Annotated in this window: 17 protein-coding genes; 10 read left to right on the forward strand and 7 right to left on the reverse strand. The window is 66.1% G+C overall.

Annotation, left to right across the window (positions count from 1 at the left end; translation table 11 throughout):
- Nucleotides 1-1,731: a restriction endonuclease gene (locus tag JX001_RS04230; protein WP_205682425.1), complete on the reverse strand. Its 1,731-nt coding sequence runs from the start codon at nt 1,729-1,731 to the stop codon at nt 1-3.
- Between the two features lie 90 nt (nt 1,732-1,821).
- Here JX001_RS04230 and JX001_RS04235 point away from each other — a divergent pair, with 90 nt between their 5' ends.
- Nucleotides 1,822-3,105 (forward strand): MFS transporter, encoded by a 1,284-nt coding sequence (locus JX001_RS04235; protein WP_205682426.1) that lies wholly within the window; start codon nt 1,822-1,824, stop codon nt 3,103-3,105.
- Between the two features lie 163 nt (nt 3,106-3,268).
- On the opposite strand, the gene JX001_RS04240 is transcribed toward JX001_RS04235, so the two are convergent.
- Entirely contained in the window at nt 3,269-4,294 is a 1,026-nt protein-coding gene (locus tag JX001_RS04240) for a 2'-deoxycytidine 5'-triphosphate deaminase (RefSeq protein ID WP_184280077.1), read from the reverse strand.
- A gap of 81 nt (nt 4,295-4,375) precedes the next feature.
- Here JX001_RS04240 and apaG point away from each other — a divergent pair, with 81 nt between their 5' ends.
- The gene (gene apaG, locus JX001_RS04245; protein WP_205682427.1) at nt 4,376-4,783 is read left to right on the forward strand and encodes a Co2+/Mg2+ efflux protein ApaG; all 408 of its coding nucleotides are present in this window, start codon (nt 4,376-4,378) and stop codon (nt 4,781-4,783) included.
- Nucleotides 4,784-4,998: 215 nt separating this feature from the next.
- On the opposite strand, the gene gcrA is transcribed toward apaG, so the two are convergent.
- Nucleotides 4,999-5,535 (reverse strand): cell cycle sigma 70 cofactor GcrA, encoded by a 537-nt coding sequence (gcrA, locus tag JX001_RS04250; RefSeq protein ID WP_017506617.1) that lies wholly within the window; start codon nt 5,533-5,535, stop codon nt 4,999-5,001.
- 282 nt (nt 5,536-5,817) lie between these two features.
- Between gcrA and JX001_RS04255 the strand changes: the two genes are divergently transcribed.
- From JX001_RS04255 to argF, 5 genes are all read left to right on the forward strand, one after another.
- A complete protein-coding gene (locus tag JX001_RS04255; protein ID WP_205682428.1) occupies nt 5,818-6,648 on the forward strand; it encodes an ABC transporter permease in 831 nt (276 codons plus the stop codon).
- Between the two features lie 42 nt (nt 6,649-6,690).
- Entirely contained in the window at nt 6,691-7,677 is a 987-nt protein-coding gene (locus JX001_RS04260) for a M28 family metallopeptidase (RefSeq protein WP_205682429.1), read from the forward strand.
- Nucleotides 7,677-8,198 (forward strand): YcxB family protein, encoded by a 522-nt coding sequence (locus JX001_RS04265; RefSeq protein ID WP_205682430.1) that lies wholly within the window; start codon nt 7,677-7,679, stop codon nt 8,196-8,198. Before JX001_RS04260 ends, JX001_RS04265 begins: the two co-directional genes overlap by 1 nt.
- A gap of 109 nt (nt 8,199-8,307) precedes the next feature.
- A complete protein-coding gene (locus tag JX001_RS04270; RefSeq protein WP_205683069.1) occupies nt 8,308-9,483 on the forward strand; it encodes an aspartate aminotransferase family protein in 1,176 nt (391 codons plus the stop codon).
- Entirely contained in the window at nt 9,483-10,397 is a 915-nt protein-coding gene (gene argF, locus JX001_RS04275) for an ornithine carbamoyltransferase (protein WP_205682431.1), read from the forward strand. Before JX001_RS04270 ends, argF begins: the two co-directional genes overlap by 1 nt.
- Before the next feature lie 6 nt (nt 10,398-10,403).
- Here argF and JX001_RS04280 read toward each other — a convergent pair whose 3' ends face one another.
- The 3 genes from JX001_RS04280 to JX001_RS04290 all read right to left on the reverse strand — a co-directional run bounded on the left by JX001_RS04280 (nt 10,404) and on the right by JX001_RS04290 (nt 12,060).
- The gene (locus tag JX001_RS04280; protein ID WP_205682432.1) at nt 10,404-11,189 is read right to left on the reverse strand and encodes a hypothetical protein; all 786 of its coding nucleotides are present in this window, start codon (nt 11,187-11,189) and stop codon (nt 10,404-10,406) included.
- A gap of 93 nt (nt 11,190-11,282) precedes the next feature.
- A complete protein-coding gene (locus JX001_RS04285) occupies nt 11,283-11,780 on the reverse strand; it encodes a pyridoxamine 5'-phosphate oxidase family protein (RefSeq protein WP_205682433.1) in 498 nt (165 codons plus the stop codon).
- A 61-nt stretch (nt 11,781-11,841) separates the two neighbouring features.
- Entirely contained in the window at nt 11,842-12,060 is a 219-nt protein-coding gene (locus JX001_RS04290; RefSeq protein ID WP_205682434.1) for a hypothetical protein, read from the reverse strand.
- A 215-nt stretch (nt 12,061-12,275) separates the two neighbouring features.
- Between JX001_RS04290 and JX001_RS04295 the strand changes: the two genes are divergently transcribed.
- The 3 genes from JX001_RS04295 to JX001_RS04305 all read left to right on the forward strand — a co-directional run bounded on the left by JX001_RS04295 (nt 12,276) and on the right by JX001_RS04305 (nt 16,976).
- Entirely contained in the window at nt 12,276-15,146 is a 2,871-nt protein-coding gene (locus JX001_RS04295) for an SEL1-like repeat protein (protein WP_241004750.1), read from the forward strand.
- A 97-nt stretch (nt 15,147-15,243) separates the two neighbouring features.
- Entirely contained in the window at nt 15,244-16,167 is a 924-nt protein-coding gene (locus JX001_RS04300) for a sulfite exporter TauE/SafE family protein (protein WP_017506607.1), read from the forward strand.
- The gene (locus JX001_RS04305; protein WP_205682435.1) at nt 16,167-16,976 is read left to right on the forward strand and encodes a TIGR02186 family protein; all 810 of its coding nucleotides are present in this window, start codon (nt 16,167-16,169) and stop codon (nt 16,974-16,976) included. The genes JX001_RS04300 and JX001_RS04305 overlap by 1 nt, the downstream gene beginning before the upstream one ends.
- Here the strand turns inward: JX001_RS04305 and gluQRS are convergent.
- Entirely contained in the window at nt 16,960-17,823 is an 864-nt protein-coding gene (gene gluQRS, locus JX001_RS04310) for a tRNA glutamyl-Q(34) synthetase GluQRS (RefSeq protein ID WP_205682436.1), read from the reverse strand. The genes JX001_RS04305 and gluQRS overlap by 17 nt on opposite strands.
- Between the last annotated feature and the right edge of the window lie 33 nt (nt 17,824-17,856).

Below are 17,856 nucleotides of genomic sequence, written 5' to 3' on the forward strand. Positions count from 1 at the left end.
TCAGGCCATTTGAGCCTGACGGTGCAGTTCCTTGGCCTCGGCCAGATTGATACGGGCTTTCATGCCCATTTTTTCGAGAAGAAACAGAAGATTTCCGCCGTCGATGAGAGTGAGAGGCTTGTCCTGGGCGAACTTCCTCGCATCTGGTCCGAACTGGGACGTAGTCACTAGGATGCCCTTAGTCGCGCCTTCGTGCTGAACCGTTCCATAGAGATCTCGCACCGCGCTGACATCGACGACATTGGTGTACCGTTTGGCCTGGACGATGATCTTGCCGCCCCGGATCGGATCGGGATCAAAGATGACAGCGTCCACGCCGCCGTCCCGGCTGGCCTGGGTGACGCGCACTTCGCCGTTTGCAGATGAGAATTCCGCCTCGAAGACCTGCCTGACTAGATGCTCGAAGTCCTCCCAGTGCATGGCGGCGAGGTTGGTCTCGGTTCCAATGTCCGAGAGCACGTCTTGAGATTCGATGAAGCGTCGGTCGGCGGCGCGAGGACGCTCTAACGGAGCGACGGGAGCCAAACCGATGAGTTTGGAGGCTGCGACGCCCTTCAGCGCACGGAAGCAATCCTTCGGATCGACGCGAGCAAGGTCGATTTTCTCGAAGTCGGGGCGGTTCACTCCGGCGCTGAGAATACAGGATCGTTGGTCCGAGCCGGTCGCGCTGTCGACATAAGAGACCCAGCCATTGAAGGTGACCCGAACGACATGACAATGCACGTCGGCTTCGAAAACCTCGTGCAAAGTGCGTAGCGCCATCTGGTAGAGCAGACCGTCGTAGAGACGGGCCTTCTCGGCGGCCGAGACGAATTTTTCGTCGAACTCGTTCCGGCTCTGGACGTAACGGACCTCCTTGAGGGTAGGAATGGCGTCCGGCGTCGGCAGTTCGAAGTCGATGACGAGGCTTTTCGTCTCGCTGTTGTAGTCCAGTTCGTAATCGACGTTGATGAAGTCGGGATACTTTGACCGTCCGAGAACGAGATCGACCATTTCGGTGACGGCGGCTTCGTCTCCGCCCTCAACCGCTGCGGCCAGAGCATCGATGATCGCATGCTTTTCGGCCTGGTCGGCAAAGAAGGCAGCTTTCCTAGCCTCCCATTTCGTCAGATTAAGCCCGTGAAGTTCACTCGCTTTCGCGAAATCCTTGTCGATCTCAACGATTTGGTCGTTCCAGCGGCGGATAAGACTTTGCACCTCAGTTTCCCAATCGGTTTGGGCTTTTTCGAAGCGTGCGGAGGCGTCGCTTAGGGCTTTGCGTTTCCGCGAGGGCGACAACCAGCAAAGGATGTCGAGCTTTGGCTTAAAGGCATCAGCGGCGCGGTTCGGCCTCGCCGGATTTTCGGGCTTCTCGGGGTTCGGCTTTCGCACCGGAACACGGGGCGCCGCCTCGGAGAATTTGGACCTGTCTTTCAACAAATCCCAGTTCACACGATCATCGACGGAAAGCGTGTGAGCCAGAATTTTGCCCAGCGCCAAAAGGTCAGCTTCTGCCGACGATGTCCGAATGATTGCCTCGTTCTTCATCCGCTCTTTTTGAGCAATGGCGTTGTAGCGACTTTGCTGACGATCAAGAGCGTCCGATTTCCGTCGCCACTCCTCGTCCCATTGAAGCCTTAGAGCGGCAGCTTTTTGTTCTACGACATAGGGGTCGGCGCCGCGTATGTGCCGATATTTATGCAGGCCGGGATGACTGACTTCAATTTCGTAGTAATGCCTGTAACGCGACACGCCTGCAGCTCCCCTGACGTCAGCCGATCCCCATCCGCGCGATCTTTTAACAATCACAGGTCTATCGCGCGTCTAGCGCCCTAGTTCAATATGACCACAGAATCCATCGATACCGGCCCCGCCGCCCCGCCCTCACCGCCAGAAGGCCCGTCCAGCCCGTGGGGCATTCGCGACTTCCGCCTGTTGTGGTTCGGCCGTGTGGTGGCGGTGCTGGCGATCCAGATTCAGTCGTCGGCCCTGTTGTGGCAGGTCTATGAGATCGCTCGGCGCGATCATCCGATCGAGGAGGCCAGCCTGTATCTGGGGCTGGTGGGGCTGTGTCAGTTCCTGCCGCTGCTGGCCTTCACCCTGCCCGCCGGGGCGATGGCGGATCGGCGCGACAGAAAGCGCACGGTGTGGATCTCGATCTTGGTCGAGGCGGCGTGTGCGGGGTCGTTTCTGGCCATGGCCTTGCATGGAAATCCGCCGTTGTGGGGTCTGTTGGCGGTCGCGGCCCTGTTCGGCGCGGCGCGGGCGTTTCTGGCGCCGGCCAGCCAGGCGTTTCTGCCGATGGTGGTGGGGCGCAAGGCCCTGCCGCCGGCCATCGCGGCCCAGTCCATCGCGTTTCAGACCGGGGCCATCGCCGGCCCGGCCCTGGGCGGGGTGATCGTGGGGGTGAACGTGCCCTTGGCCTATGCCGTGTCGCTGGGCATGTTCCTGCTGGCTGTCGCGGCCTTCATCCTGATCCGCACCAGCGGGAGACCTGCGCCCCAGGCTAATCCACTGTCGCCGGTCGAATCGGTGAAAGAGGGGCTGGCCTATGTGTGGAAGACCAAGATCGTGCTGGGCGCCATTTCGCTGGATCTGGTGGTGGTGCTGCTGGCGGGCGTGGCCCTGCTGACGCCCATCTTCGCGCGCGACATCCTGCATGTCGGGCCGCAAGGGTTCGGCCTGTTGCGGGCGTCATTCGGCGTGGGGGCCATGGTCATGGCTATCTATCTGAGCCGCTATCCGATCCGTCAGAACGGCGGGCGCTGGATGTTCGCGGCGGTGGCGGTGTTCGGCCTGTGCACCATCACCTTCGGCCTGTCGCGCATCGTCTGGCTGTCGGGCCTGGCGCTGTTCATCGGCGGGGCGGCGGACATGATCAGCGTCAATGTGCGCCAGACCCTGATCCAGCTGGCCACGCCCGATCATATGCGTGGCCGGGTGTCGTCGGTGTCCATGCTGTTCATCGGCGCCTCGAACGAACTGGGCGAGGCCTATTCCGGCGTCATGGTCCGGCTGCTGGGCGCGGTCGGCGCGGCCGTGTTCGGCGGGTTCGGCGCCCTGGCCGCGACCGGGGCCTGGGCGACGATGTTCCCGGGGCTGAGGAAGGCAGATCGGCTGACGTGACGATCGCGTCTCCTCCCCACAAAGTGGGGAGGGGGACCGCGCAGCGGTGGAGGGGCTCTTGAAGTCCCGCAGGCTCTAGCGATGCGGTGAAAAGCCCCTCCGTCTCTCCGCTGCGCTACGAGCCACCTCCCCATCATATGGGGAGGAGACGGTCAGGACTGCCTCACCACGCCTTGAAGTGCTTCGACAGCTTCAGGCCCTGGTTCTGATAGTGGCTGCCGCTTTCGCCATACAGGCGGCTGGGGCGTTCGGTCAGGGGTTCATAGACCAGTCGGGCGACGATCTGGCCGTGTTCCAGCAGGAACGGCGTGTCGTGGGTGCGGACTTCCAACACGCCTTTCGAGCCCGCGCCATGCGCCTCGTCGGTGCCGAAGCCGGGGTCGAAGAAGCCGGCGTAGTGGACGCGGAATTCGCCGACCGACGGATCGATGGGCGTCATTTCGGCGGCCTGATCGACCGGGATTTCGACGTCGTCGGACGAGGCCAGGATGTAGAACTCGCCCGGATCCAGCAGCAGTTCGCCGCGCCGCAGCGTCAGCGGCTCCCAGAAGTCGCGCGGATCGTGGCCGTCGATGTGGTCCAGATCGACCACGCCCGCATGGCGACGCCCGCGGAAGCCGACGATGTCGCCGCCCTGCAGATCGACGCCGACCGAGCGGGTCTCCAGCTTGGGCGGATCGCCGGCCTTGAGCCGCAGCTGGTTCAGGCGCGTGCCGGGACGGACCAGGATGGAGAAGGTCTGGGGCGCGACCTCCATATAGAGGGGGCCGTCATAACCTTCGGCGACGTCATCGAAGCTGGCGCCCTGATCGGTCAGCAGACGCACGAAGACATCGACGCGGCCGGTCGAGCTTTTCGGATTGGCGCGGGCGATAAGGCCCTGGGGCAGCTTCAGCCGCTCCTGAAGGCGCACGATATAGACGCAGCCCTTTTCCAGCACGACGCCGGCCTCGGTGATCTCGATGGCGTGCATGGCCACGTCGGCGATGCGGTCCTCGACCTTGCGTCGGCCGGGCAGGAAGGAGGCGCGCACGCGCCAGGCCTGATCCGACAGCCGCAGATCCAGGCTGGCCGGCTGGACCTGGTCGTGGTCGAAGGGCGTGTCGGACGTGACGGCGCCGGCGGCGATCAGCGTCTCGATGGACTGGGCGGGCAGGATGCCGGGACGGGGCGCTTGGAAGGAGCTCATGGCGTCTGTCTCACACGGTTTTCACGACTTGTCTCCAAGTCGCGCTTGCAGCCCGCGCGCGGCGGGGCGAGCATATAGCCCATGCACGATGGTCCTGCCTATACCGCCGAGACGAACGGCATCCTGATCCGGGTGCGGCCCAGCTATCTGGCGGGCCAGTCCGATCCCGACGAAGGGCGCTGGGTCTGGGCCTATCAGATCGAGATCGTGAACCTGTCCGGGTCGACGGTGCAGCTGATGGCGCGTCGCTGGACGATCACCGACGGCCACGGCCATGTCGAAGAGGTGCGCGGCCCCGGCGTCGTCGGCGAACAGCCAGTGATCGAGCCGGGCGGCAGCTACGCCTACGCCTCGGGCTGTCCGTTGGGCACCGACAGCGGCTCGATGGTGGGCGCCTATTATATGACGGATGCGGACGGGCGGAGTTTCGAGGCGCAGATTCCGGCCTTTTCGCTGGATACGCCGGATGCGCGGCGGGTGCTGAACTGATCGAAGGGCGGATGGGGCTGCGTCAACCCGGATGAACCGCAGCCCCGCCCCTGAAGTCTCGCCGGCCGCTTGCGCGAACCGGCGAGGGGGAGGTCGGCTCCATAAGGAGCATCTTTTTGGCGCTACGTTCGCGACGCGGTCGCTCGCGACTTGAGCGCAGTCGTGCGCCCTCCGCGAAGCGCCGCGCTCATGTCGCGCGAAGCGCGGTAGCGCCCTTAGATATAACGACGCAGGCTGCGGGCCAGGTCGGAGCCGCTTTCCTTGGAGCCGCGACGGACTTGCGGCTGGTAGGCGACGCGGGCGTGTTCGACGCAATAGACGCCTTCCGACGAGCGGCGGCCGCAGAAGCTGAACTCGCGCGACGACGGGTCGCCGATCGGCCATTTGCACATGTGGGCGCCCAGGGTCATCACGGTCGCCGTGCCCGGCAGGTCCGGGATCGGGGCGGGGACGGGGGCTGCGGGTTCGACCGGCTTGGGCTGAACGGCTTCCAGACGGCGCGGGGCCGAAGGTTGCTGCGCCGGAGCGGCCGGCGCCGGGCGCGGACGCGCGGTGCGGAAGGTCGCGGCGACGGTGCGCGCCGGTTGCGATGGGGCGGCCCGGCCCGACAGGCCCAGACGGTGCACCTTGCCGATCACGGCGTTGCGGGTGACCCCGCCGCCCAGTTGTTTGGCGATCTGGCTCGCGGACTGGCCCTCAAGCCAGAGCTTCTTTAGCGCGCCTACGCGGTCGTCGGTCCAGCCTGCGGTCATGCCACCCTCCAGCGAGTTTGGATTCAATATCTAGGTCCAGGCTCCCCCTCCGGGGTCTTGACCTACAACTAATCGTAAACCAGCCGTTAAGAGACGCAAGATGTGCGAATCATCCTGTCCACAGAAACCAGATATTGAATCATCGTTAAGGTTAGCGAGAGAGTGGCGAGTGGCGAGTGGTGACGCCTGACGCCGCATCCTGACCGCGTCTTTCTCGTCACTCGCCACTAACCACGCGTCACTCCCTTGCGCAGCAAGGACGCAAAGCGCATCTGGCGGGCCATGACCGATACGCCCGATCTGATCTCCACCCGGCCTGCCGGCCTGCCGCAGCCGCGTCGCTATCCGGGGATCAACTGGATCGGGGTGCAGACCCTGTATCTGCGCGAGGTGCGGCGCTTCTGGAAGGTGGGCGCCCAGACGGTGGCGGCGCCGGTGGTCACGACGCTGCTCTATATGCTGGTGTTCGTGGTGGCGCTTCAGAATGCGCGGCCGCCGCTGCACGGCACGCCATTCGCCTTGTTCGTCGCGCCCGGCCTGATCATGATGGCCATGTTGAACAATGCCTTCGCCAACGCCTCGTCCAGCCTGATCCAGGCCAAGATCATGGGTACGGCGACCGACTTCCTGACCCCGCCGCTCAGCCCGCTTGAGCTGACGCTGGGCTTTACGCTGGGCGCCGCGACGCGTGGGCTGGCGGTCGGTCTGGTGACGGCGATCTGCGTGCTGCCGTTCGCGCCGCTGGGGATCGCCAACATCGTCGCCATCGTCTGGTTCGCTTTGGCCGCCTGTTTCATCATGGGCATGACCGGCGTGTTGGCGGGGCTGTGGAGCGAGAAGTTCGACCACCTGTCGGCGGTCCAAAACTTCATCGTCATGCCGATGACCTTCCTGTCGGGGACCTTCTATCTGGTCGAGAACCTGCCCGAGCCGTTCCGGGCGCTGAGCCGCTACAACCCCTTCTTCTATCTGATCGACGGCTTCCGCTACGGCTTCATCGGCCATGCCGAGAGCAATCTGACGGTCGGCGTCATAGGGTCGGCCGTACTGATGGCCGTCATGGGCGTGGTCTGCTGGCTGGTGTTCCGCTCGGGCTGGCGTCTTAAGAGCTAGATCGCTACCTGTTGCGGATCGCTCCCCCGAGAGGTCCGCTTCATGCTGTTTCGTTCGCTCGTCGCCGCCACCGCCCTGTTCGCCGCTCTTCCCGCCTTCGCTCAGGAAGCGACGCCCCAGGCCGGCGACCGCCCCGACATCGCCGCCGGCGCCGCCCAGTTCATCAAGCCAACCAACGCCGAGCGGACCCAGGTTCTGGTCGGCTTCCTGACGACGCTGGGCTTCACGCCCGAAATCCAGACCTTCGAAGGCGGCAACCAGGCCACAGGCCCGATGGAAGGCGCCAATGTCGTCGTCACAGTGGGCGAGGGCGCCAAGGACATCGTCCTGACCGCCCACTATGACGCGGTGAAGCTGCGCGACGGGACGCTATCGCAGGGCATCGTCGACAACGTCGGCTCGGTCATGGCGATGATGGAGGCGGCCAAGACGCTGGACATGGCGCTCGAAGGCCAGCCGGTCGCCCACCGCTTCGTCTTCGTCTTCACCGACCAGGAAGAGCTGGGCCTTCTGGGCGCGAAGGCCTTCCTGGCGAAACACGGCAAGGACCGGATCGCCGCCGTCATCAACGCCGATGTCGCCGCCTATGGTCAGACGGTCATGTATGGCGAGAACAATGGCCCGCAATCAGCCTTCGTGCTGGAGACGCTGCGCGGCCTGTGCGCCGAACGCGGCTTCGACTGCATGCCCTATCCGACCTATCCGCCCAGCGACGACCGCGCCTTCTCGGCCGCCGGCGTGCCGGTGGTGTCGATGGGCACTCAGGATGCGGTCGGCGCCCACCAGATGTGGCTGGCCTTCAACGGCGGCAAGGACAACGGCCTGAAGGAGGGCTTTGTCCCGCCCGTCTTCCAGCGCATCCACTCGACCGAAGATAAGCTGTCGTATCTGAAGGGCGTCGACGTCGCGCGTTTCGGCCTGTTCATCGCCGATCTCGGCCTGGCCCTGGACAAGAAGCTGGTCGAAATCCAGGCCAAGGACGCAGCGGTCGCCGCCGAAACGGCGCCGGCGGCGCCCAGCGCAGACTGATGATTGTCGTCGAGGCGGTCAGGCCTACAGCGCGTGAATTACGTCCGATCGCATCGGGTTGGGGCGCCATACATTGGCTTAACACGCTGCCGTTTTACGTAGGAGTTCTGGGGTTTCTGATCTTCGGTTTGGTCGCAATGGGCCCGGACGGCGATGCTTATTCGCCTTGGCTGCTATTCGTCTTCTTCGCTGGCACAGTCGCCGCTTGGTGGGCGTCCTGTCAGTTGATGATCTGGGGGAACGCAAGGGCGCGCAAAATGGCCCCAGCGAGCGGCGCGGACTGGCGTTGGACGATTTCCGAAGATGGCCTGACGTTCGAAAGCCCATTTCAAAGCGGATGGATGGACTGGAAGGCGATCAAGTCTGTCCAGGAAGAGAAAGATCGTTTTCTCTTTTTGGTTCTCCCTAACCAGAACTCCGTCCTGCCAAAGCGCTCACTAACCGAGGACCAAGCTTCAGCGCTACGAACCCTCGTCGATGATCTTGACCGCAGGGGCGTCCTTGGCGCCGGTGTTGACTAAGACCCTCGCGCGTCCGACAACGCCTGACCGTATTGATCCGGCTCCGTCGCGCTCGCGCCGGGGCCGTCTCGCTTTTGGAGGTCTTGGTCCCGTGTCCACTGAACATCTGATGGGTGTCTACAATCGCGCGCCGCTGGAAGTGGAACGCGGCCGAGGCGCGCGTCTGTGGGCGACCGACGGGACCGAATATCTCGACTGCGTCGCCGGCATCTCGACCAACGGCCTCGGCCACGCCCACCCCGAACTGGTCCAGGCGGTCAAGGACCAGGCCGAGAAGCTGTGGCACGTCTCCAATATCTTCCGCATTCCGGGTCAGGAAGCGCTGGCCGACGCCCTGTGCGAATCCAGCTTCGCCGACGTGGTGTTCTTCACCAACTCGGGCACCGAAGCCGTCGAATGCGCGCTGAAGACGGCGCGCAAATACCACTCGGCCAATGGCGCGCCTGAGCGGATCGACATCTACGGCTTCGACGGCTCGTTCCACGGTCGGACCTATGGCGCGATCAACGCCGCCGCCAACCCCAGCTATACCGAGGGCTTCGGCCCGCCGATGCAGGGCTTCCACCAGCTGAAGTGGGGCGACCATGAGGCGATCAAGGCCGCCATCGCCAACCCCACGACCGCCGCCATCATCGTCGAGCCCGTGCAGGGCGAGGGCGGCTGCCGCGCCATGCCCGAACAGTGCCTGCGGGGCCTGCGCGAACTGTGCGACGATCACGGCGTCCTGATCATCTTCGACGAGGTCCAGTGCGGCATGGGCCGGACCGGCAAGCTGTGGGCCCACGAATGGGCGGGCATGGCGCCGGACATCATGGCGGTGGCCAAGGCCCTGGGCGGGGGCTTCCCCATCGGCGCCTGCCTGGCCTCGGCAAAGGCGGCCAAAGGGATGACGGTCGGCGTTCACGGCTCGACCTTCGGCGGCAACCCACTGGCCATGGCCGTGGGCCAGAAGGCGCTGAGCCTGATCAACAGCCCCGAGACGCTGAACAACGTCAACGAGGTCGCCGGCTATCTGAAGCAGCAGTTCGCGGGCCTTCAGGAACGCTTCCCCGACGTGATCGCCGACGTGCGCGGCAAGGGCCTTCTGATCGGCATCAAGATGGTGCCGAACAATCGCGAGTTCATGGCCCTGGCGCGCGACACGCAGCAGCTGCTGATCGCCGGCGGCGGCGACAACTGCGTGCGCCTGCTGCCGCCGCTGAACCTGACGCTGGACGAGGCCCGCGAAGCCGTGGCCCGTTTCGAAGCGGCCTGCGAGGTCGCCCGCGAAAAGCTGGCGGCCTGATGGTCCGGCACTTCCTCGACATCCACCGGCTGGACGCGGCGGATCTGCGCGCCATCCTGGACGACGCCCATGCCCGCAAGGCCGCCCGCAAGGGCTGGCCCCAGGGGCGCGCCGACGCCGATGCGCCGGGCAAGGACCGCGTTCTGGCGATGATCTTCGAGAAGAACTCGACGCGCACCCGTTTCAGCTTCGACGCGGCGATCCGCCAGTTGGGCGGCTCGTCCATCATCGCCACGGCCTCGGACATGCAGTTGGGCCGCGGCGAGCCGGTGGAGGACACCGCGCGCGTCCTGTCGCGCATGGTCGATGCCGTGATGATCCGCGCCAACGACCATGAGGATGTCGAGCGTTTCGCGCGCGTCTCGACCGTGCCCGTGGTCAACGGCCTGACCGACCGGTCGCACCCGTGCCAGATCCTGGCCGATCTGCAGACGATCGAAGAGCATTGCGGACCGATCGCCGGCAAGACGATCGCCTGGATCGGCGACGGCAACAACGTCTGCCACAGCTTCATGCACGCGGCGCCCAAGTTCGGCTTCCATCTGAACGTCGCCTGCCCGGCGGAATACCACCCGGACCTTCGCGACCTGGCCAAGGGCGGCGACGCCGTCACCCTGACCAGCGATCCGCGCGAGGCGGTCAAGGGCGCCGACGTCGTCGTCACCGACACCTGGGTCTCCATGGGGGATCAGGACTATGAGGCGCGCCTGGCGGCGTTCGAACATTACGGCGTCGATGAAGCCCTGATGGATCTCGCCGATCCCGAAGCGGTCTTCCTGCATTGCCTTCCCGCCCACCGTGGCGAGGAAGTCACCGACGCCGTCATCGACGGGCCGCGCTCTCTGGTGTGGGACGAGGCCGAAAACCGCATCCACGCCCAGAAGGCCGTTCTGGCATGGTGCTTCGCCGGCTGACTACGCTCAGTTCTCGCCGCTGATCGGCGGCGAGGCTGTCGACGGTCCCAGCGCCAGCAGGCCGTCGTAGGCGCCGTCCTCTACTGGCGTCAGGATGACGCCTCTCACCTGGTCGTCATCGCTGGCGATCGAAGAATTGACGCCGCAGGCATCCCGCCCGCAATTCCAAGCAAAGCCGCCTTGCTGGGCGACCCGCAGGCTCAATGTTTCTCTCGTGGGCAAATGGCCGGTCGCGGGAATGCCTATGTCCGGATATCTGGCGAGAGGCGTCTTGCGGCCGTGGATATTGCCCGCGAGTCCGATCACGCGAGCATCGGGTCTGTTCTGACGCGCTTCGCTGAGAAGCTGGCCCATATTCAGCTCATACCACGCCTGATCGAGTTCTTGCCCTCGGGTCATGCTGGGCTGGAAAAGGTGGAGCGAGATGTCGCGTCCCGACGCCTTGAGCATTCGCGCTTTTTGCAAAAGAGCCAGAAGAGCCTTGCTGGTGCGTCCATCCTGACGCGCGCGGTTCAGAAGAGAACTGCCGCTCAACGTGGCGAATGCGCTCGCCTCGTCCGGCTGTGAAAGGAACGCATCGAGAGTGGGTTGGAGCGTATCTTCAAGTTCCAGTGCGACAACCACGGGCCCTTGCTCCGCAGCAGCGCAGGCGATTTCGCCGACGGCGCGCGGCGCCTCTTCCGTACCGTGCAACTCGCCGATCATGATGACCCGTTCGGGCCTTTCCAAGAGCGCGGTCGTCCCATCCGGCGGCGAACAGGCCATGATGGCCGCACTCAGCAGTCCCAGCATTCTCACATCCCCCTGAAGCTATCGAGTTGCGAAAGACGCAACCTTGAGGGCGAAATTGTGGTGCGCTGGGACTGCCGACTTGCGTCAGTCTTCTTACAGCTTCACGTCCGACACGCCGCCGACATCCGGGACGCTTTTCGTCAGGTTGGCCTTGAGGACTTCGTAGCCGAAGCCCAGAGCGCCCTTGTCGGAGACCCACACGCGGCCGTCGTCGGCGTCGAAGCGGACCAGGGTCAGGTGGGCGTCGTCCTTGCCGTCCGGATACCAGGCGGCGACGACGGGGTTCCAGTATTTGTCGATGCGGCTGCGGTCCTGATCGATGGCCAGGCGGCCGTGGATGCAGGCCTGAACCTTGCCGTCCTTGGCCTGGTAGCAGAACATGCCGTTCTGGCCGCCGCCGGCGACGTCGCGGGCGAAATCAGTGTCGTCGCGGGTGAAGAACCAGATGGTCCCCGTCTCGTCCTCGCCGAAACCGGTCATGGGTTGGTGGTGATAGCCGGGGCGATCAATGCCCAGCATGCCGGTGTTGGACTCCTTCAGGCTCTTCCAGAATTCCTTCTCGGCCTCGGCGGGGGTCAGTTTGTCGGACACGCGGTCTCTCCTTGAGTGGTTCGCAAGGTTCAACCGACCGGCCGTAATCGGGTTCCCGTCTCTAGGCGCCGGGTATCCAGGGCGCACGCTCGGCGCCGAACAGGGTCGCCAGGTGGATCAGCAGCAGCATGGCGATCGCCGCCGCGCCGACCATCAGGAACCGCCACGGCATCAGGCGCGGTCCCTTGAACGGATCCGGCGGCCGGGCGCCGCGCCATCCGCAAAAGACCATGAGGGCGAGGGCGACGCCCAGCAGGACGAAGGTGGTGGTCAGGCTCATGCGCCGCTGGTGGCGAAACCCGCGCCGCTTGGCAAGCGAACCCTTGCCGGGAGGTTAATCTTCATGCCGCGTTAACCGAGATGATTCACAAATCCGGCGATCTGAGGCGATGTCCACAGGCTGGAATATCGCGGCTAGATATTGCGGTTAACCATCAGTTTACACCCTCGATATTGACGGTATAGCCTTCGTCGCATGGGCCGGGAGACGAATCAGTGAGCGCTGCAGCGCCGTGGAGCGTTAAGGGAATCGATCCCAAAGCACGCGAGGTCGCCAAGGATCTGGCGCGCCGGTCCGGCATGACGCTGGGCGAATGGCTCAACTCCATGATCATGGAAGACGAGGAGGAGGGTTACGCCACCCTGCCGCGTCGCTCTCAGGCCGCTGAATACGAACGCCGCAACCGCAGCCGCCGTCTGGACGACGCCTATGAGGTCGAAGACAGCCAGCAGCGAATCGGCGCCTCCATCGATGTGATCGCCGCGCGGCTGGAAGCCGCCGAACGCCGCTCGACCGTCGCCATTCAGGGCGTGGACCAGGCCGTCGCGGGGCTGATGCGCCGGCTGGACGGTCAGGAGGCCGAGGCCCAGGGCGCCGCCCGCCGCATCGACGACATCGCCGAGGAGCTGCGCGAAGGGCATCGCCGCCTGCGCGCCTTCGAACGCGACACCGGCCCGTCGACCCAGGAAGCCTTCGGCAAGATCGAGACCTCGCTGGGCGCGCTGACCGGGCGCCTGTACGACATCGAGGAACGCCAGCGTCTGGGCGTCAGCGATCTGCGCGAGCGGATGGAGGCGGTCGAGAAGGCCGCCGGCCCCGGCGTCGGCACGGAAATGCTGGCCCAGGTCAGCGCGCGTCTGGACGAGGCCCAGAACCGCACGACCGAAGCCCTGAAGACGCTGGAACGCTCGTTCGCCGCGCTGGACCAGCGGATGCGGACGGCCGAAAGCCGCGTCGAGCCGGAAGGCGCGCGCGACCTGGCCCGTTTCGAGAAACTGGCTGAAAGCCTGTCGCGTCAGATCGACAACAATCGCGCCGAGATGATGCAGCGCTTGGACGCCGCCGAAACGGGCGCGCGCATCGACCGCATCGAACGCGCCGTCCAGGCCGTCGGCGATCAGCTGAAGGCGTCCGAAGAGAAGGGCGCCATCGGCCTCGAGGCCATGGGCCGCGAGGTCCTGCGCATCGCCCGCAACCTGAATGCGCGGGTCAAGAAGGTCGAGATGGACAACGACGGTCGCACCGACGCCGTCGCCCGCGCCGCCGCCGACGTCGTCGGCCAGACCATCGAAACCGAGGTCGCCCGCCGCGCCGCGCGTCTGGACCAGGAGTTCGCCCGCCACGTCGACCGCGTCGACCAACGCCTGACCGCCAGCGACGATCGCCACGCCATCGCGCTGGAGAAGCTTGGCGGCGAGATCACCCGCATCTCGGACCAACTCAGCGATCGCATCGCCCAATCCGAGCGCCGCTCGCAGCAGGCGCTGGAAGACATCGGCCGGCGCTTGTCGGAAAGCTCGGACAAGATCGAGCAGCGCTACGATCGCGCCTCCGGCGAACTGGCCGAGCGGATGCGTCTGAGCGAGGAACGCACCGCCCGTCTGCTGGCCGAGGCGCGCGAAAGCATCGACGCCCGCGCGCCCACGCCCGTGCGCGACAAGCCGCTGGACAATGAGTCCGCGTGGACCCCGGCGCGCCAGATTTTGGAACGCGCCGCCTCAGCGACGATACAGGCGCCGATCCAGTCTGCATCCATCGAAGGCGACTGGCGCGCCGCAGCCTTCCCCGATGAGACCTTCACCGACCAGGACGCCTGGTCCAGCGATCCGGTGACGCCCGAAGTCGCGACCGCTACACCCTTCCCGTCGGCGCCTGTCGTCCAGACCGAGGCCGAGCCCGTCGAGGCCCTGGCCGACGACTTGCCGATGCGTCAGGTCGATCCCGATGGCGTCGAACCCATCATCCAGCCGTTCAGCGGTTTCGGCGGCGCCGACGTCGAGGATGCGCTGGAAGCGACGTCGCCGGGTTTCTCGACCGCACCGGCCGAAAAGCGTGACGCCGCCGTCCTGGACGCGGACGACGACGATTTCGGCGGCGAAACCGAGTTCGTGGATCCGCGCCGGCTGCGCTCCAGCATGGAAGCGGCCGCCGCCGCCGGCCGCGCCGCTTCGACCCGCAGCACCATCGATGCCGCTCGTGCCGCGATCACCGCGCCGGCCGAGCCGGAACCCGCGCCCCGGTCGGGCTTCGGCCTGAAGCGCGGCGGCAAGTCCAAGCTGCAGGAACGGCTGGACCGGCAGGCGTCCAAGGACGGATCGACGGTCAAAAAGACCTTTCTGGCTTCGGTCACGGCGGTCGCCCTGACCGGGGGCGTCTATGGCTATCTGTCTCTGACCGACGGCGGTGCACCGGACTTCGAGATGCCCAGCTTCGGCGGCGGTTCGACGACCAACGGTGCCGTGCCTCTGGCGGCGTCGGCGGTGACGCCGACCGGCCCGAAAGCGACCTTCGACATCGGCGGCCCCGGCGCGGCGGATTATGAGGCGGCGATCGGCAAGCTGGAGGCCGGCGACAACTCGGGCCTGGACGGCATGAAGCGCGCGGCCAACCTGGGTTACGCCCCCGCCCAGACCTATCTGGGTCAGCTGTATCTGGACGGCGCCAATGGCGTGCCCGCCGACCCGGCTCAAAGCCGTCAGTGGGGCCGTCGCGCGGCCGAGGGCGGCGATCCGCGCGGGATGCATCTGTATGGGATGCAGCTCTATGAAGGCGACGGCGGCGCGACCAATCAGGCCGAGGCCCTGACCTGGCTGCTGAACGCGGCCGAGCGCGGCCTGCCGGACAGCCAGTACAATGTCGCGCGCATCTATGAGACCGGCGCCGACGGCGTGGCCAAGAATCCGACCGAAGCGCTGAAATGGTACATGATCGCCGCGCGCGGCGGGGATGCGGAGGCCCAGGCCGCCGTGACGCGCCTGCGTCCGACGGCCAGCGCCACGGCCCAGCGCGCGGCCCGCACCGCCGCCGACGCCTTCGTGGCCCAGTCGCAGGGTCAGTCGCAGGCCCAAGACCAGGCGACAGGCTAGATTCCCAGGCGCCGGGCGGCTATCGGTCGCCCGGTCGTCCCCGACCTCGCCCGCCTGACGGCGATTCTTGTGTCCGCTCCAGCCGAAGGCGCGTCCTTTGGACATCTATCTGCCGATCGCCGAGGTTTCGGTGAACTGGCCGACCCTGGTGATCCTGGGGGCGGTGGTCGGATTCGTGTCCGGCCTGTTCGGCATCGGCGGCGGCTTCCTGATGGCGCCGATCCTGGTTTTCCTGGGCATCCCACCGACCGTCGCCGTCGCCAGCCAGGCCAGCCACGTGGTTGCCTCCTCGACGTCGGGCGTCATCCGCTATGCGGGCGCGGGTTCGGTCGATTTCAAGATGGGATCGGTGATGGCGGCCGGGGGCGCGGCCGGCGCCCTGGCGGGGGTCGAGCTGTTTCGCTACTTGCGCCTGCTGGGCCAGGCCGACCTGGTCGTGGCTCTGTCCTATCTCGTCTTCCTTGGCGCCATCGGCATTCTGATGCTGAACGAGAGCCTGACCGAGATCCTGCGCCGTCGCCGGGGCCTGCCCGCGCCGCACAAGCAGCGTCGGCGGCCGATGTGGCTGTATGGTCTGCCTCTGAAGATGAAGTTCCCGAAGTCGGGTCTGTATATCAGCGCCTTGCCGCCGTTCGGCCTGGGCGTCTTCGCAGGCGTCCTGTCGGCCATCATGGGGGTGGGCGGCGGCTTCATCCTGGTGCCGGCCATGCTCTATATCCTGCGCATGCGGGCGGGCGCAGTGGTGGGCACCAGCCTGTTCCAGATCATCATCACCACCGCCATCACCACCATTCTTCAGGCCGGTCGTAACCAGACGGTCGACATCGTCCTGTCCACCATCCTGCTGCTGGGCGGCGTGGTTGGCGCCCAGATCGGCGCCCGCTTCGCCGGGCGGTTCCGCGCCGAGGAACTGCGGGCGGCGCTGGGCCTGATCGTTCTGCTGGTCGGGATCCAGATGGGACTGGACCTGTTTGTGCGGCCCAACGACATCTTCATGATCGCGCCGGGGATCGCCGACTGATGCAGGCGCTTCCTCCCCCTCCGCCCGCTATTGCGGCCCCGCCGCTCGATCGGTCCGAAGCGACGACGGGCGACCTGCGCGTCGCCGCCGCCCTGACCGACGCCCAGGTCCGGGTCGACAGCAGTTTCCGGGGCGCGTCCATCGTCCTCTACGGCGCGGTGTTCAATCCGACGCCCGAACCGGCCGACGTGGTGGTGGTGGTGCGGGGGCCGGACGCGCCGATCCGCCTGGTCAAGAAGACGCGCACGTCCGGTGTCTGGCTGAACAGCCGGCCCGTGCTGTTCGAAGGCGCGCCCGGCTTCTACATGACCGCCTCGACGCGTCCGCTCAGCGACATCGCCGACTTCGGTCAGCTGCGCCGGCTCGGCGTCGGCGTCGATCACCTGCGCATCGACGCGCCCGAGGAAAGCCGCACCGTCACCCGCTACGGCGTGCGCGATGTGGTGGTCAGCCGTCTGGGCGACGACTATCTGGACTGGCGCCGCGCGGTGATCCGGCTGAAGGAGGCCGCCGCCCTCTATGATACCGATTCCGAGGGGGTCGAGTTCGTGGATCGGGGTCTGTTCCGCGCCGAGGTCAAACTGCCGACCGTGGCGCCCACCGGAAAATACTACGCCGAGGTCTGGCTGTTTCAGGACGGCGAGCCGCAGTCGGTGTCGAACCTGACCCTGACGGTCGAGAAGGTCGGGCTGGAGCGCGACATCTATGAGCTCGCGCACCGTCGGCCGTGGCTGTACGGCGTGCTGTGCGTCGTGCTGGCCGCCCTGACCGGCTATGGCGCCTCGCGCATCTTCAGCCGGCGGAGCTGAAACCCAGTTCGGCGCGCAGGGCCTCGGCCGTCAATCCGCCGGCCCTCAGCTCGGCCAGGGTGATCGAGCGATCGCGCTTGGCGTAGCGCCGCCCGTCCGGCCCCGCCAGCAAGGGGTGATGGCGATAGGTCGGCGCCGGCCAGCCCATCAGGGTCTGGATCAGCCGCTGCACATGCGTGGCCTGAAACAGGTCGTGGCCCCGGATCACATGGGTGATCCCCTGCAAGGCGTCGTCATGCGTCACGGCCAGATGATAGGCGACGCCCGTATCCTTGCGCGCCAGGACGACATCGCCCGCCGCCTGGGGATCGCCGGTGACGACACCGGTTTCGCCGTTCGGACCCTCGCCTTGCTCGACGAAACTCAGGCCGTTCCAGGCCGGCTCGCCCAGAGTTTCCCGCGCCCTGTCCAGCGACAGCCGCCAGGCGAAAGCAGCACCCGAGGCCAGAAGGTGCGCCTCCTCGTCCGCTGAATGCGGACCGGGCCTCGCCGCCTCCATCGCCCCGTGCGGCGCGTCGCCGATGGCGTTCAGGATGTCCTTGCGCGTGCGGAAACACCGGTAAAGCAGGCCGCGCGCCCGCAGATTCTCGATCGCGGAGGCGTAGTCACCCAGATGATCGGACTGGCGCCGGACCGGCGTTTCCCAGTCCAGACCCAGCCAGGCCAGGTCCTGTAGAATGTCGACCTCATACTCCGGCCGGCATCGCGTCGGATCGATATCCTCGATACGCAGCACGAACCGCCCGCCCGCCGCCTTCGCCGCCGTCCAGGCGGTCAGGGCCGAAAAGGCATGGCCCTTGTGCAGGCGGCCGGTAGGCGAGGGGGCGAAGCGGGTCGTGAACATCACGACGCTCCTTAGCGGTTTGCGGCCCTCAACGGC

Origin of the sequence: Brevundimonas fontaquae (assembly GCF_017086445.1) — a bacterium.
Classification (GTDB): domain Bacteria; phylum Pseudomonadota; class Alphaproteobacteria; order Caulobacterales; family Caulobacteraceae; genus Brevundimonas; species Brevundimonas fontaquae.

Coding starts and splice junctions, on each gene's coding strand:
- gcrA (WP_017506617.1), bottom strand. CDS start 5,535: ATGACCGCAGGCTGGACCGACGACCGCGTAGGCGCGCTAAAGAAGCTC.
- JX001_RS04280 (WP_205682432.1), bottom strand. CDS start 11,189: ATGCTGGGACTGCTGAGTGCGGCCATCATGGCCTGTTCGCCGCCGGAT.
- JX001_RS04270 (WP_205683069.1), top strand. CDS start 8,308: ATGGGTGTCTACAATCGCGCGCCGCTGGAAGTGGAACGCGGCCGAGGC.
- JX001_RS04255 (WP_205682428.1), top strand. CDS start 5,818: ATGACCGATACGCCCGATCTGATCTCCACCCGGCCTGCCGGCCTGCCG.
- argF (WP_205682431.1), top strand. CDS start 9,483: ATGGTCCGGCACTTCCTCGACATCCACCGGCTGGACGCGGCGGATCTG.
- JX001_RS04305 (WP_205682435.1), top strand. CDS start 16,167: ATGCAGGCGCTTCCTCCCCCTCCGCCCGCTATTGCGGCCCCGCCGCTC.
- apaG (WP_205682427.1), top strand. CDS start 4,376: ATGCACGATGGTCCTGCCTATACCGCCGAGACGAACGGCATCCTGATC.
- JX001_RS04235 (WP_205682426.1), top strand. CDS start 1,822: ATGACCACAGAATCCATCGATACCGGCCCCGCCGCCCCGCCCTCACCG.
- JX001_RS04240 (WP_184280077.1), bottom strand. CDS start 4,294: ATGAGCTCCTTCCAAGCGCCCCGTCCCGGCATCCTGCCCGCCCAGTCC.
- JX001_RS04260 (WP_205682429.1), top strand. CDS start 6,691: ATGCTGTTTCGTTCGCTCGTCGCCGCCACCGCCCTGTTCGCCGCTCTT.
- JX001_RS04290 (WP_205682434.1), bottom strand. CDS start 12,060: ATGAGCCTGACCACCACCTTCGTCCTGCTGGGCGTCGCCCTCGCCCTC.
- JX001_RS04265 (WP_205682430.1), top strand. CDS start 7,677: ATGATTGTCGTCGAGGCGGTCAGGCCTACAGCGCGTGAATTACGTCCG.